We start from the raw sequence: 12,261 nt of genomic DNA, 5'->3' as shown, positions 1-12,261 counted from the left end.
AATGTTGCGTTCAGGAGTATGTGCTAACTCTGCGCTCTTCAATTGCGATTTCGTTGCACAGCAGTTGCAATTGAATGCCATGTATCTCATGAGATACCGGCAACTGCAAAGAGGGGCCTCAATGGTCAAACAGCTCGTTCAGAGGATCAAGGCTTGGGAGAAAGCCAAGCACAAATCCTACCAGCGGCCTATCGAAACCGACGAGGACCGCGTTCGCGCGCAGTATTTCGCCAAGTGGATCGACCACGGTTTCCTGCGCACGCGCTGGACGAACTTCGTGCAGATTGCCCCCGGAGTGTACCGCTCCAACCACCCGCACCCCGAACGGGTCGAGGGGTTCAAGGCGCTCGGTATCAAGACCCTTCTGAACCTGCGCGGCGGCAAACTGATCCCGACCTCGCTGCTGTCGGCCGAGGCCGCGACGAAGTGCGGTATCACACCGATCACTGTCGGCATGTCGGCACGCGCCGCGCCGCGAGCGGAGACGGTGCTGGAACTGCTCGACGTTTTCGAGACCATCGAAAAACCGTTCGTGATGCACTGCAAATCGGGCGCGGACCGAACGGGGCTGGCCTCGGTGATCTACCTTTATGAATTCGAGAAGCTGCCCAAAGACGTCGCCATGAAGCAACTGAGCGCGCGTTACTGGCACTTCAAATGGTCGAAGACGGGCGTGCTGGACCTGTTCCTCGAGACCTACTTCAAGCGGCACGAGGAAACCGGCATTTCGATGCGGGACTGGCTGCTGACCGAATACGACCGCGAAGCGACCGACAGGGCGTTCCGGAAGGATTAACCGCCCGTGTGGCTCATGTGGCGGGACACGCGGCCATCAACGCTCTGGCGTGAGTAGTCGAAATCGTGGCCCTTGGGTTTCAGCCCGATGGCGCGGCGGATGGCGGCTTCGAGGTGCGCGTCATCGTCAGAGCCGCGCAGCGGGGCGCGCAGGTCAGAATGCCCTTCCTGACCAAGACAGGTGTAAATCTCGCCGGTGCAGGTGATCCGCACGCGGTTACAGCTTTCGCAGAAATTATGGGACAGCGGCGTGATGAAGCCGATCTTCTGGCCCGTTTCCTCAAGCCGTACGTATCGGGCAGGGCCGCCCGAGCGCTCGGTCAGGTCGGTGACGGTGAAGTTCTTCTCGAGTTCGCCGCGCAGATCGCGCAGGGACCAATACTGGCCAAGGCGGTCCTCGTTGCCGATATCGCCCATCGGCATGACCTCGATAAAGGTCAGGTCGATGTCACGCGACGCGCACCACGACTGGATGTCGAACAACTCGTCCTCGTTAAAACCCTTGAGCGCGACGCAGTTCAGTTTCACCCGCAGACCAGCAGCTTGTGCGGCGTCGATGCCTTTGAGCACTTGGGGCAGGCGGCCCCAGCGGGTGATGTCAGCGAACTTCTTTTCGTCCAAGGTATCGAGCGACACGTTGATCCGCTTCACCCCTGCGTCCGCCAGATCCTGCGCATATTTCGCAAGCTGGCTGCCGTTGGTGGTGACGGTCAGTTCTTTCAGCGCGCCCGAATCCAAATGGCGGGTCATCGAACGGAAGAACGTCATAATATCGCGGCGCACCAGAGGTTCACCGCCCGTGATGCGCAGCTTCTCGACGCCGAGGCCGATGAAGGTGCTGCACAGACGGTCAAGCTCTTCGAGTGTGAGCAGGTCTTTCTTGGGTAGAAACTGCATGTTTTCGGACATGCAATAGACGCAACGAAAGTCGCACCGGTCCGTCACGGAAACACGGAGATAGCGGATGGCACGGTCGAAGGGATCAATGAGTGGCTGCGTCATGGAACGAAGGTAGGGCCGCCCTATGTGGCGTGCAAGGAAGAAGATTGCACGATGGGCTGGACTTAGGTCGGGCGCGCCTCACATCTTGGCTACCGGAGGTTACATATTATGAATTTCAAACCTGTTTTTGCCGCAACTGCATTTGCACTCACCGTTGCCGGCTGTACCAACATGGCGGTCGAAGAGACCGCCCCCGCTCCCGCAGCAGAGCCGGCCCCCGTTCAGGAGCCGATGCCCGAGCCGCCCGTCATGACCGAAAGCGGTTTCCCGTCCCGCGCGCCGTCCGCATTGCCGGGCACCAGCGCAACGCCGGTCGGCAGCTTCGACACTGCATCGAACGAAGAGCGCGCCGCTGCGACGTCAGAACCGACTGGCAACGCCGCACTGGGCACCACTCTCGCCACGCTCGGCTCGCCCACTGAAACGGGCTACTGGGTGAAAACCGACCTTGTAGGCGCCACCCAGTCGGGCAGCGTTGCCTACAACGGCAAGACCGTGAACGTCGAACTTCGCCCGCTCACCGGTAGCGGCGGCAGCCAGATCAGCCTGTCGGCGATGCGCGAATTGGGCGCACCGCTCACTGATATCGTAGAAGTACAGGTTTACGCGGGCTGATCTTTTTTGATCAGGCGCAGAGCCTCCTTGCGGGCAAAGGCTTTCATGTCTTGCCCGTGCTCGTCGATAAATGCGCGCACCCGCTCAGGGTCGCGCTTCGACAGATCGCGAAGCCACCAGCCGATAGCCTTCTGGATGAACCAGTCGCGATCCTCGACATAGCCCGCCGCCCAGCCCAGAACGCGCTCGCGGATGGCGATGTCTTCGTCCTTCGGGAACTTGATCTTGGTCCAAGGCAGCGTCATCACGAGCGCGGCCCGCTTGGTCCAAATGTGATCCGAGGTCGTCCACGCTTCCAGATCGTCGATGCGAGACGGATCGGCGACGAGGCGCTTTTCGCCCGCTTTGCTGACGTGATCGGCAATCGCCCAGCCGTCGAAGTCAGGCACCCACGATTTGATCAGTTCCCACGCGCCGTCGTCCTCGGGACGGATGCGCGCCTGTTCCAGCATCTTGGCCGCCAGAATGCGGGCCTCGTGAATGTTCGATTCCCAAAGGCCCTGACAGATTTCCAGACGCTCTTCGAGCGTGACCTGTTCGCGGATTTCCTTCGCGATGTCCGACAGCAGCGGCACCTTCACAGCCAGAACATCGCGGTTCGTTTTGTGATAGGCTTTCAGCTCGGGCACGTCGGCAGGCTCGCCAAGGGCGCGCAGGCGGATGATCAGGGTCTTATGCATCACGCGGCTTTTCCAGTTTGTAGGTGAGGTGCTGACGGATCGTCGGCCATTCGTGGTTCAGGATCGAATAGACCACCGTATCGCGGATCATGCCGTCCTTGCCGATCTGGTGCGACCGCAGGATGCCATCGAGCTTTGCGCCGAGGCGTTCGATGGCCGCGCGGCTCTGGTGGTTCATGAAGTGGGTGCGGAATTCGACCGCGATGCAGTCCAGTTCCTCGAACGCGTGACCCAGAAGCAGACGCTTGGCTTCGGTGTTCATCGGGCCGCGCTGGACGGCCTTGCGATAGAATGTGTGACCGATTTCCAGACGGCGGTTGCCCGCGTCGATGTTCATGTAGGTCGTCATGCCGACGGCCTTGCCATCGGGCGTGCAGATGGTGAACGGCAGCATTGCGCCCGCGTCTTTGAGCGACAGGCGACGTTCGATCTCTGCGTCGACGCCTTCGACGGTCGGAATAGCGGTGTACCACAGGTTCCAAAGCTCACCGTCTGCCACGGCTTCGCGGATATCGTCAGCATGGTCGCGCGACAGGGGTGCCAGCACGACGTGCGTGCCGCGAAGCGTGACAGGTTGTGGCCACATCAGAGGTGTTCTTTCATTCCGGTGTCTTTGTTGTCGATCGTCAGGAGGTTCTTTTCCTCCCAGTAATCGTGAATGCCTTCTGGGCCCTTGGTTTCGCTCCATTTGTCCAGCGTGTCGCGCTGACCCTTGAAGTCGAAGTAGGGGACGGCATAGCCGCAGGAGGTCTGCACCATCTCCACGGTCATGTCATAGATCTGGCGCGCCCCGACGTGCGGTGTGAAGTACGCGTCGAGCTCCGTCCACTCCGCATCGTCGCGGTGGATCGTCTTGGCCGAGCCGTAGGCGCGCAGGATCAGTGGCTGGGTTTCGAACCCGCACCACATCACGGTCATGCGGTTGACGCCGCGCAGGTGCGCTGCCGTCTCGTTGCCCGAGCCGGTGAGGTTCCGCCAGATCAGGCGGTTCGGGCCAAGGATACGCATCGCGTCGCTGCCCTTGGGCGAGACATTCACACGTCCATCCACATCGGCGCTGCCGACAAAGAACATGTGCTGCTTTTCCGCGTACTTGCGGGTGTGGTCTTCGAAGCTGTCGAACTGTTTTGCCATTTACTCCACCGTGACCGACTTTGCGAGGTTACGCGGCTGGTCCACGTCGGTGCCTTTGGCGACAGCCGTATAGTAAGCAAGCATCTGCGCGGGCAGCGCATAGAGGATCGGCGATAGGAACGGGTCGACCTCGGGCATGACGAGGCTTTCCCACACGCCGTCACCGGCTTCTTCGATGCCCTTCGCGTCAGAGATCAGCAGCACGCGGCCACCGCGCGCCATGACTTCCTGCATGTTGGAAATGGTCTTGTCGAAGAGGCCATCACGCGGCGCCATGACGATGACCGGAACGTGCTTGTCCACGAGGGCGATGGGGCCGTGCTTCAGTTCGCCCGACGCATAGGCTTCGGCGTGGATGTAGCTGATTTCCTTGAGCTTTAGCGCGCCTTCGAGAGCCAGCGGATACATGATGCCGCGACCGAGGAAGAGGATGTCCTTCGCCTCAGCCAGCTTCAGCGCGAGCGCCTCGCAGCGGCTTTCGATGGTCAGGGCGGAGTTCATCAGACCCGGCAGCGAACGGAGCGCGGCGATGCGCTCTGCCAGTTGCTCTTCGTTCAGACGGCCACGTTGGCGGGCCGCTTCGAGCGCCAGAACCGCGAGGGTCATCAGCTGGTTGGTGAACGCTTTGGTCGAGGCAACGCCGACCTCGACGCCTGCGAGGATCGGCAGCACCAGATCGCTTTCGCGGGCGATGGAGCTTTCGGTCGAGTTCACGGCGGCAACGATCTTGTCCGCTTTGCCCGCACAGTAGCGCAGCGCGGCGAGGGTATCGGCGGTTTCGCCCGACTGGCTCACAAACAGTGCCACGGTGCCGTCGGTGATCGGCGGCTCGCGGTAGCGGAATTCGGAGGCCACGTCGATTTCGACCGGAATGCCCGCGACCTGCTCGAACCAGTATTTGGCGACGTAGCAGGCGTAGAACGCGGTGCCGCAAGCGACCATAGTCAGGCGGTTGATCGCGGTGAAATCGAGGCCCGCGTCAGGCAGGATGATTTCGTTGCGGCGGATGTAATGGTTCAGAACCTCGGTCGAAACGGTCGGCTGTTCGGCGATTTCCTTCGCCATGAAGTGCTTGTAGCCGCCCTTATCGATGTTGGTATTTGCAATGCTGACCTTCTTCACCTCGCGAGAAACCTGCTCGCCGTTCAGATCACGGATTTCAAGCGTCTCGCGGGTCAGGATCGCCCAGTCACCTTCTTCGAGGTAGGTGATGCGGTCGGTCAGTGGGGACAGCGCAATAGCGTCCGAGCCGACGAACATCTCGCCGTCACCGTGACCGATGGCCAGCGGGGACCCCTGACGGGCGGCGATCATCAGATCGTTCTCGCCCTCGAACAGCAGACAGATCGCATAGGCGCCTTCGAGGCGGCCGATGGTTTCCTTGGCAGCTTCGCGCGGGGCGAGGCCCTGATCGAGGTAATATTGCGCCAGCATCGCCACGGTTTCCGTGTCCGTGTCGGTCGCGTGGCCCATACCGGCCTTGGCGAGGAATTCGCGCAGTTCGCGGAAGTTCTCGATAATGCCATTGTGGACGACAGCCACCGGACCCGAGCGGTGCGGGTGCGCGTTTTCGATCGTCGCTGCGCCGTGCGTGGCCCAACGGGTGTGGCCGATGCCCGACTTACCCGCGAGCGGTTCGTGAACCAAGAGGTCCGACAGGTTCGCCAGCTTGCCGACAGCGCGGCGGCGGTCCAGCTGACCTTCACAGACGGTCGCGATGCCCGCGCTGTCATAGCCGCGATATTCGAGCCGCTTCAGGGCCTCGACTAGCAGAGGTGCAGCTTCGTGGTTACCCAGAACTCCTACGATCCCACACATATCAGGCTCCTTTGGTCTGCTTGGCTTTCTTTGCCAGCAGCATATCGAAAAGTTTGCTTGCGAAACCGGCTTTGTTTTCCTGACGGGTGCGGCCGATGGCCATCGCGTCGTCGGGAATGTCCTTGGTCACGACGGTGCCGGTCGCGGTCATGGCGCGGTTGCCGACGGTCACAGGGGCGACCAACATAGTGTCCGAGCCGATGAAGGCGTCTGCGCCAATGACGGTCTTGTGCTTGAAGACGCCATCGTAGTTGCAGGTGATCGTGCCCGCGCCGACGTTGGTGCGGCGACCGATGGAGGCGTCACCGATATAAGACAGATGGTTCACCTTCGCGCCTTCGTCGATGACGGCGTTCTTGATCTCCACGAAGTTGCCAATGTGCGTGTCCTCGTTCAGCTCCGCACCGGGGCGGAGGCGGGCGAACGGACCGACCATCGCGCCGCGGCTGACGTGACACCCTTCGAGGTGCGAGAACGCGCGGATGCGGGCGCCGGATTCAACGGTGACGCGGGGGCCGAAGACCACGTTCGGCTCGATGATCGCGTCGCGACCGATGACGGTGTCATGGGCGAAAATCACGGTCTCGGGCGCGTGCATGGTGACGCCGTTGTCCATCGCCTCAGTGCGCATCGCAGTCTGGAACATGAGCTCTGCGCGGGCGAGTTCCGCGCGGGTGTTCACGCCAAGCGTTTCCTCTTCGGGGCAGCGCACAACGGTCGCGTTGAGGCCATCCTCACGGGCGAGGCCGACGACGTCCGTCAGGTAGTATTCGCCCGAGGCATTGTCGTTGCCAACCTTGTCCAGCAGGCCGAACAGCGTCACGGCGTCAGCGCAAAGAACGCCGGAGTTACAAAGCGTTATCGCGCGTTGTTCGTCCGTTGCGTCCTTGAATTCCACGATGGCTTTCAGATCGTCGCCTTCGGTTTCCAGACGGCCATAGCGCACGGTCGGATCGAACACGTCGAAGCCCAGAACGACGACATCATGGGTGCGGCGCGCCCAGAGCATCTTTTCCAACGTTTCGGTCGTGATGAACGGGGTGTCACCGTAAAGAACAAAGACATCGCCTTCGAAACCGTCCAGTGCCTCGCGGGCTTGCAGCACGGCGTGGCCGGTGCCGAGCTGTTCGGCCTGAAGCGCGACAGAAGTATCGGGGTTCCAATCCTTGACGGCTTTCTCCACGCGCTCCGCGCCGTTTCCGGTCACAACGACGATGCGTTCGGGGTCCAGAGCCTCTCCGGCCTTCATGGCGTGTACGACGAGCGGGGCGCTGGCGACTTCGTGCAGAACCTTCGGCGTGTCCGAGTTCATGCGCGTGCCCATGCCGGCAGCCAAAACAATAAGTGAAATGCTCATATCGGCCTCTAAATAATTTTGCCTGTGTATGGCGTCAGCCATCCCATACCGCAAGGTTTTGGGGTTCACATCACCTTTCCGTTCGTTACACCTAGGAAAAAATACAGGATCATCATGCCAACAGTAGTTTTCGACCTCGATGGAACGCTGGCCGATACGAGCCGCGATCTGGTGAATGCGGCGAACCACTGCTTCCGCGGTCTGGGCCTTGGCGACGTTCTCGATCCTGTGTCTGATGCAGGAACGGCGCTGCGCGGCGGCCGTGCGATGCTGACGCTCGGGTTTTCCCGCACGCAAAGCCATCCGCCCGAGGAAATCGACCGCCAGTATCCGATCCTGCTCGAGGCCTACGGAAATGATGTCTGTACCCACACGGTGCTCTATCCGAATGCGATGCAGGCGGTATCTGAACTGAAGAACGCGGGTTTCAAGGTGTCGATTTGCACGAACAAACCGCAGGGTCTGGCGATTGATGTGCTGACCCAGCTTGGCGTGCTGAGCGAGTTCCATTCGCTGATCGGCGCGGACACGCTGCCGGTGCGCAAACCCGACCCCGAGCCGCTGCGCGAAGCGGTCCGCCGTGCGGGCGGAGATCCCGCGCGTTGCCTGCTCGTGGGCGATTCCGATACGGACTTCAAAACCGCCCGTGCGGCGGGTGTCCCGTCGGTGCTCGTGACCTTCTCGCCCGCTGGCCGGTCGGTCGCCGCGCTGGGGCCTGATGCTCTGCTGGACGATTTTTCCGACCTTCCGGCAATTGCGGCGCGGCTGATCGGCTGAGCCCTTGACCGTCTCGGGCGGATGATCCACCGTCCGCCCATGGACGAGATTTTCAAAGGTAAATTCACCCAGCAGGAGCCGATCCCCGATGAGGGCATCGCAGCCGCTATCGAGGTCATGCAAAGCGGTCGCTTGCACCGCTATAACACGATCGACGGCGAGATCGCTCAGGCGGCCCAGTTGGAAGAGGAGTTCGCCGCGCAGGTCGGATCCCGCTACTGCCTTGCCGTCGCATCGGGCGGCTACGCGCTGACCACGGCGATGCGCGCCTCGGGCGTGAAACCGGGCGATACGGTCCTGACGAATGCCTTTACTCTGGCCCCGGTGCCGGGCGCGATTGCCTCGATCGGTGCGACCCCGATCTATGTCGGCGTGACCGAAGGGCTGGTCATCGACCTCGACGATCTACGGGCCAAAGTCAGCCGGTCCAAGTACCTACTGCTCTCCCACATGCGCGGGCATATCTGCGACATGGACGAGTTGATGCGCATCTGCGGCGCGGCTGGCGTCACCGTGATCGAGGATTGCGCGCACACGATGGGGGCCAACTGGAACGGCACGCCTTCGGGCCGCTTCGGACATTTCGGCTGCTATTCGACGCAGACCTACAAGCACATGAACTCGGGCGAGGGCGGTCTTCTGGTCTCTGACGATGCCGAGGCGATGGCCCGCGCGATCATGCTGTCGGGGAGCTACATGCTGTTCGACCGCCACCGCGCCGCGCCGCCGCCCGAGACGTTCAAGCGGATCAAGTACGAGACGCCCAATATCTCCGGCCGGATGGACAACCTACGCGCCGCGATCTTGCGGCCCCAGTTGCGTCGGCTCTCTGAGCAGTGCGGCAAGTGGAACGCTCGTTATCGCGTTGTCGAAGCGGGCTTGAAGGCGACCCCCGGTCTGTCGCTGATCGAACGGCCAGAGGAAGAGGGCTTTGTCGCGTCTTCTTTCCAGTTCCTGCTGCTCGACTGGGATGCCCGCCAGATCAAAGAGGTCGTTGATCGCTGCGCCAAGCGTGGGGTCGAAATCAAATGGTTCGGCGGGGCGGAGCCGACGGGCTTTACCTCTCGCTACGACAGTTGGCAGTACGCGCCCTACGAACGGATGCCCGCCACCGATCGCGTGCTGAGCGGCATTCTGGACCTCAGGTTGCCGTTGACCTTTTCCCTCGATGATTGTGCAATGATCGCCCGTATCATTCGCGCCGAAGTAAGCGCTGTCTGGCAACAGGAGGCCGCCGACCAGTGACCCGTGAGGAGGTAGAGGAGGAAATCCGCGCCGATCTGGCGAAGCTGAACTGTGCCCAGAGCGACTTCAGCCTTCCCGATTGCGCGCCCGCCGATCCCCATGTGCTGGGGCAGGGGCCGGAGTTTACTTACGTCTTCCGCGATACGCAGCGCACTGTGGATGGGGCCGAACTGGTGTTTCTGTTCGTCGAGCAGCTGACGGTGAAGCTGGTGCGCGACGCCGAAGAGCTGACCCGCGCGGCCAAGAAAGCCGGACTGCTGGCGCGTATGCGCACGAAGCGCGGCGGGTTCGGATGCGGCGCCGATAACTACTCGCGCCAGACATGGATGGAGGGTCACGTCCGCCTGATGTCTGCCGTTCACGAAGGCTGGGGCACCCGTGTTGCGCTCAATTACGAGATGATGCTGCGCAAATTCCCCCTCACACAAGAAGAGCGGACGAACACCCGCAAGCTCGATCTGTCCGCTTACGGCGTCGAATGACGATTCGAATTGCCGCATTGATCGTGCTGGGTAATTCGCGGATATAGCGGCAACAGACCGAGAGGACGCTATGGCCAAGATGCCCGAAGAGGGCCGTTTCGAATACGGCAAGATGGACAAGCAAACCGGTGCGCAGTGGGTTCATGTCACGCCCGAAATGGCGCGTGCCCATCCGCAAGGACGCCTGAACCTCGCGCTGTGGCTGATCGTCATGGTCTTTGCGCTGATCGGTTTCACTTTCATCTATGGCTTTTTCGTCGCGGGCGGTGTCACGAGCCTGATCCAAGGGCTTCTCGCGCTTTTCACTGCGATCACATTGGCCATACGTGCACCGATTGCGGTTATGCTGGCTGCCGCTCAAATCTTCCTCAACATCCTGCTCCAGCTTCTGGGCGGCACGCTGAAGGACCTGAGCAACATGAGCCCCGAATACGGTATTCTGACGCTCGTGATCCTCATCTTTTCCGGCCTTTCGCTGTTCTACCTGATCGAGGGCGAACGTCCGAACCTGATCTATCGCCATCGTTTCCGGTCCTATCGCGGGAAGCAGGACTAAGCGGCCCTGTAGCACGCGCGCCCTTCGGATTTGGCGCGGGTCAGCGCCGAGTCGGCCGCGTTGAGTGCCTCGTCCAGCGTCGTGTGCGGGCCGGCGCGAGTCATTCCGACTGAAAAGGTGAGGGGCACGCGGCTCGATCCGCAGTTGATCGCGGTCCCTTCGCTCAGCCGCTTGGCCACTTTCTCAGCATCCGCCACCGATAACCCCGGCATGAAGATCGCGAATTCTTCGCCGCCGAGCCGTCCGATCTCGTCGGTGTGACGGGTAAAGCCGCGGATATGTTCGGCCAGCGTTTCGAGGCACATGTCCCCCACCGTATGCCCGTATTCATCATTGATCCGTCTGAAATTGTCGGCGTTCAGCAGTAACATCGTGCCCGTCGACCGCGTCAGCGCCTTTGCTGCGCGCTTCACGAACGTGGGGCGGTTGGGAAAACGGGTCAGCAGGTCGGTCCGGGACAGCAACTCCATCCGGTCGATCAGTTGCAGGTGTGTCGCGCGCTGCCAGACCACCAGTGCGACGAGGGGCAGGGCGGTCAAGGCGCATAATACCAGCCAACCGACCTCTCCTCCGCCGAAGATATGAGTGATCGCATGGCCCCCGCCGACCGTAGAAATGAACAAAGCCAGCAGGCAGAGCCCTGCGGCGATCGTGGCCATTGGTGTGCGCGGTGAGAGGAGGGTATAAAAGACTCGCAATTCGGTGGGCTCCGTCGAAACTAGAGCCGAAAGCATAGCAATTGTTCCTTAATGTCTGATTACCGGCAAGGAATCTGTGTTTAGGGATCAAAAACCGGCCCTCCGGAGCCGCGCCTTGGTTGACCCCCTGCCGCCCTAGCGGTAAAGCCATGACAAACATACGGACCCGCAGCGGTGCGGGGCGTGCCTTGAGAAAGGACAAATCGTGGAAGACATGCTTCGCGAATATCTCCCCATCGTCGTTTTTATCGGCCTGGCAATCGTGCTCGGCCTGATTCTGGTGCTTGCAGCGGTGATTGTCGCTGTGCGTAACCCCGATCCGGAAAAAGTGTCGGCCTACGAATGCGGCTTTAACGCATTCGACGACGCGCGGATGAAATTCGACGTGCGCTTCTACCTCGTCTCGATTCTTTTCATCATCTTCGACCTCGAAGTCGCGTTCCTGTTCCCTTGGGCGGTCGCATTCAAGGATCTGAGCATGGTCGGTTTCTGGTCGATGATGGTGTTCCTCGCCGTGCTCACCGCCGGCTTTGCATATGAATGGAAGAAGGGAGCTCTGGAATGGGAGTGATGACCGGCGCCAACACGGCTGGCGTGGACAAGGAAGTCGTCACGCAGGGCCTGAACCGCGAGCTGCAGGACAAGGGTTTCCTCGTTACCTCGACGGCTGACGTTATCAACTGGGCGCGTACCGGTTCGCTGCACTGGATGACCTTCGGTCTGGCCTGCTGCGCTGTTGAGATGATGCACACCTCGATGCCGCGCTACGACATCGAACGCTACGGCACCGCGCCGCGCGCATCCCCGCGCCAGTCGGACCTGATGATCGTTGCAGGCACGCTGACCAACAAGATGGCTCCGGCGCTCCGTAAGGTTTACGACCAGATGCCGGAACCGCGCTACGTGATCTCGATGGGCTCGTGCGCCAACGGCGGTGGTTACTACCACTATTCCTACTCGGTGGTTCGCGGCTGTGACCGCATCGTTCCGGTCGACGTTTACGTTCCGGGCTGCCCTCCGACCGCCGAAGCTCTGATGTATGGTATTCTCCAGCTTCAGCGCAAAATCCGCCGCACCGGCACAATCGTGCGTTAAGGAGCCG

General features: G+C 61.2%; 15 protein-coding genes. 8 read left to right on the top strand and 7 right to left on the bottom strand.

Annotated elements, in window-relative coordinates:
* Positions 1 to 121: 121 nt before the first annotated feature.
* Positions 122 to 796 (top strand): phosphatase domain-containing putative toxin, encoded by a 675-nt coding sequence (locus IF204_RS08020; protein WP_194096014.1) that lies wholly within the window; start codon positions 122 to 124, stop codon positions 794 to 796.
* Here IF204_RS08020 and moaA read toward each other — a convergent pair.
* Positions 793 to 1,797: a GTP 3',8-cyclase MoaA gene (moaA, locus tag IF204_RS08015; RefSeq protein ID WP_194096013.1), complete on the bottom strand. Its 1,005-nt coding sequence runs from the start codon at positions 1,795 to 1,797 to the stop codon at positions 793 to 795. The two genes, IF204_RS08020 and moaA, sit on opposite strands and share 4 nt — an antisense overlap.
* A 108-nt stretch (positions 1,798 to 1,905) precedes the next feature.
* On the opposite strand from moaA, the gene IF204_RS08010 reads away from it, so the two are divergent.
* Entirely contained in the window at positions 1,906 to 2,412 is a 507-nt protein-coding gene (locus IF204_RS08010) for a D-galactarate dehydratase (protein WP_194096011.1), read from the top strand.
* On the opposite strand, the gene IF204_RS08005 is transcribed toward IF204_RS08010, so the two are convergent.
* From IF204_RS08005 to glmU, 5 genes are read right to left on the bottom strand one after another with little or no spacing between them, the layout of a single operon-like run.
* Complete coding sequence (locus IF204_RS08005) at positions 2,400 to 3,092, bottom strand: DNA alkylation repair protein (RefSeq protein WP_194098177.1); 693 nt, start codon at positions 3,090 to 3,092, stop codon at positions 2,400 to 2,402. The two genes, IF204_RS08010 and IF204_RS08005, sit on opposite strands and share 13 nt — an antisense overlap.
* A complete protein-coding gene (locus tag IF204_RS08000) occupies positions 3,085 to 3,678 on the bottom strand; it encodes a GNAT family N-acetyltransferase (RefSeq protein ID WP_228069120.1) in 594 nt (197 codons plus the stop codon). The genes IF204_RS08005 and IF204_RS08000 overlap by 8 nt, the downstream gene beginning before the upstream one ends.
* On the bottom strand, positions 3,678 to 4,226 hold the full coding sequence (locus IF204_RS07995; RefSeq protein WP_194096009.1) for a pyridoxamine 5'-phosphate oxidase family protein: 549 nt from the start codon (positions 4,224 to 4,226) through the stop codon (positions 3,678 to 3,680). Before IF204_RS07995 ends, IF204_RS08000 begins: the two co-directional genes overlap by 1 nt.
* Entirely contained in the window at positions 4,227 to 6,044 is a 1,818-nt protein-coding gene (gene glmS, locus IF204_RS07990) for a glutamine--fructose-6-phosphate transaminase (isomerizing) (RefSeq protein WP_194096007.1), read from the bottom strand.
* A 1-nt stretch (position 6,045) separates the two neighbouring features.
* Positions 6,046 to 7,401, bottom strand: coding sequence for a bifunctional UDP-N-acetylglucosamine diphosphorylase/glucosamine-1-phosphate N-acetyltransferase GlmU (glmU, locus tag IF204_RS07985; RefSeq protein WP_194096005.1), 1,356 nt, complete (start codon positions 7,399 to 7,401; stop codon positions 6,046 to 6,048).
* Positions 7,402 to 7,515: 114 nt separating this feature from the next.
* Here glmU and IF204_RS07980 point away from each other — a divergent pair, with 114 nt between their 5' ends.
* From IF204_RS07980 to IF204_RS07965, 4 genes are all read left to right on the top strand, one after another.
* Positions 7,516 to 8,178, top strand: coding sequence for an HAD-IA family hydrolase (locus tag IF204_RS07980; RefSeq protein WP_194096003.1), 663 nt, complete (start codon positions 7,516 to 7,518; stop codon positions 8,176 to 8,178).
* Positions 8,179 to 8,217: 39 nt separating this feature from the next.
* Complete coding sequence (locus tag IF204_RS07975) at positions 8,218 to 9,423, top strand: DegT/DnrJ/EryC1/StrS family aminotransferase (RefSeq protein ID WP_194096001.1); 1,206 nt, start codon at positions 8,218 to 8,220, stop codon at positions 9,421 to 9,423.
* The gene (locus IF204_RS07970; RefSeq protein ID WP_194095999.1) at positions 9,420 to 9,905 is read left to right on the top strand and encodes a hypothetical protein; all 486 of its coding nucleotides are present in this window, start codon (positions 9,420 to 9,422) and stop codon (positions 9,903 to 9,905) included. Before IF204_RS07975 ends, IF204_RS07970 begins: the two co-directional genes overlap by 4 nt.
* Positions 9,906 to 9,975: 70 nt before the next feature.
* Positions 9,976 to 10,461, top strand: a complete 486-nt coding sequence (locus IF204_RS07965) for a hypothetical protein (RefSeq protein ID WP_194095997.1) — start codon at positions 9,976 to 9,978, stop codon at positions 10,459 to 10,461.
* Here the strand turns inward: IF204_RS07965 and IF204_RS07960 are convergent.
* The gene (locus IF204_RS07960) at positions 10,458 to 11,120 is read right to left on the bottom strand and encodes a GGDEF domain-containing protein (protein ID WP_194095995.1); all 663 of its coding nucleotides are present in this window, start codon (positions 11,118 to 11,120) and stop codon (positions 10,458 to 10,460) included. The genes IF204_RS07965 and IF204_RS07960 overlap by 4 nt on opposite strands.
* Positions 11,121 to 11,364: 244 nt before the next feature.
* Here IF204_RS07960 and IF204_RS07955 point away from each other — a divergent pair, with 244 nt between their 5' ends.
* Together IF204_RS07955 and IF204_RS07950 are read left to right on the top strand one after the other, a co-directional pair.
* Positions 11,365 to 11,730 (top strand): NADH-quinone oxidoreductase subunit A, encoded by a 366-nt coding sequence (locus IF204_RS07955; protein ID WP_167637921.1) that lies wholly within the window; start codon positions 11,365 to 11,367, stop codon positions 11,728 to 11,730.
* Positions 11,730 to 12,254, top strand: a complete 525-nt coding sequence (locus IF204_RS07950) for a NuoB/complex I 20 kDa subunit family protein (protein WP_167638127.1) — start codon at positions 11,730 to 11,732, stop codon at positions 12,252 to 12,254. The genes IF204_RS07955 and IF204_RS07950 overlap by 1 nt, the downstream gene beginning before the upstream one ends.
* The last annotated feature ends 7 nt before the right edge of the window (positions 12,255 to 12,261 follow it).

It is taken from the genome of Marivivens aquimaris (genome assembly GCF_015220045.1).
In the GTDB taxonomy this organism is placed as follows: Bacteria; Pseudomonadota; Alphaproteobacteria; order Rhodobacterales; family Rhodobacteraceae; genus Marivivens; species Marivivens aquimaris.
This window is presented reverse-complemented; position numbering and strand designations above follow the sequence as displayed.

Coding starts and splice junctions, on each gene's coding strand:
- IF204_RS07960 (WP_194095995.1), bottom strand. CDS start 11,120: ATGGCCACGATCGCCGCAGGGCTCTGCCTGCTGGCTTTGTTCATTTCT.
- IF204_RS08010 (WP_194096011.1), top strand. CDS start 1,906: ATGAATTTCAAACCTGTTTTTGCCGCAACTGCATTTGCACTCACCGTT.
- IF204_RS07975 (WP_194096001.1), top strand. CDS start 8,218: ATGGACGAGATTTTCAAAGGTAAATTCACCCAGCAGGAGCCGATCCCC.
- IF204_RS08020 (WP_194096014.1), top strand. CDS start 122: ATGGTCAAACAGCTCGTTCAGAGGATCAAGGCTTGGGAGAAAGCCAAG.
- glmS (WP_194096007.1), bottom strand. CDS start 6,044: ATGTGTGGGATCGTAGGAGTTCTGGGTAACCACGAAGCTGCACCTCTG.
- IF204_RS08000 (WP_228069120.1), bottom strand. CDS start 3,678: ATGTGGCCACAACCTGTCACGCTTCGCGGCACGCACGTCGTGCTGGCA.
- IF204_RS07950 (WP_167638127.1), top strand. CDS start 11,730: ATGACCGGCGCCAACACGGCTGGCGTGGACAAGGAAGTCGTCACGCAG.
- IF204_RS07995 (WP_194096009.1), bottom strand. CDS start 4,226: ATGGCAAAACAGTTCGACAGCTTCGAAGACCACACCCGCAAGTACGCG.
- IF204_RS08005 (WP_194098177.1), bottom strand. CDS start 3,092: ATGCATAAGACCCTGATCATCCGCCTGCGCGCCCTTGGCGAGCCTGCC.
- moaA (WP_194096013.1), bottom strand. CDS start 1,797: ATGACGCAGCCACTCATTGATCCCTTCGACCGTGCCATCCGCTATCTC.
- IF204_RS07965 (WP_194095997.1), top strand. CDS start 9,976: ATGGCCAAGATGCCCGAAGAGGGCCGTTTCGAATACGGCAAGATGGAC.
- glmU (WP_194096005.1), bottom strand. CDS start 7,401: ATGAGCATTTCACTTATTGTTTTGGCTGCCGGCATGGGCACGCGCATG.
- IF204_RS07980 (WP_194096003.1), top strand. CDS start 7,516: ATGCCAACAGTAGTTTTCGACCTCGATGGAACGCTGGCCGATACGAGC.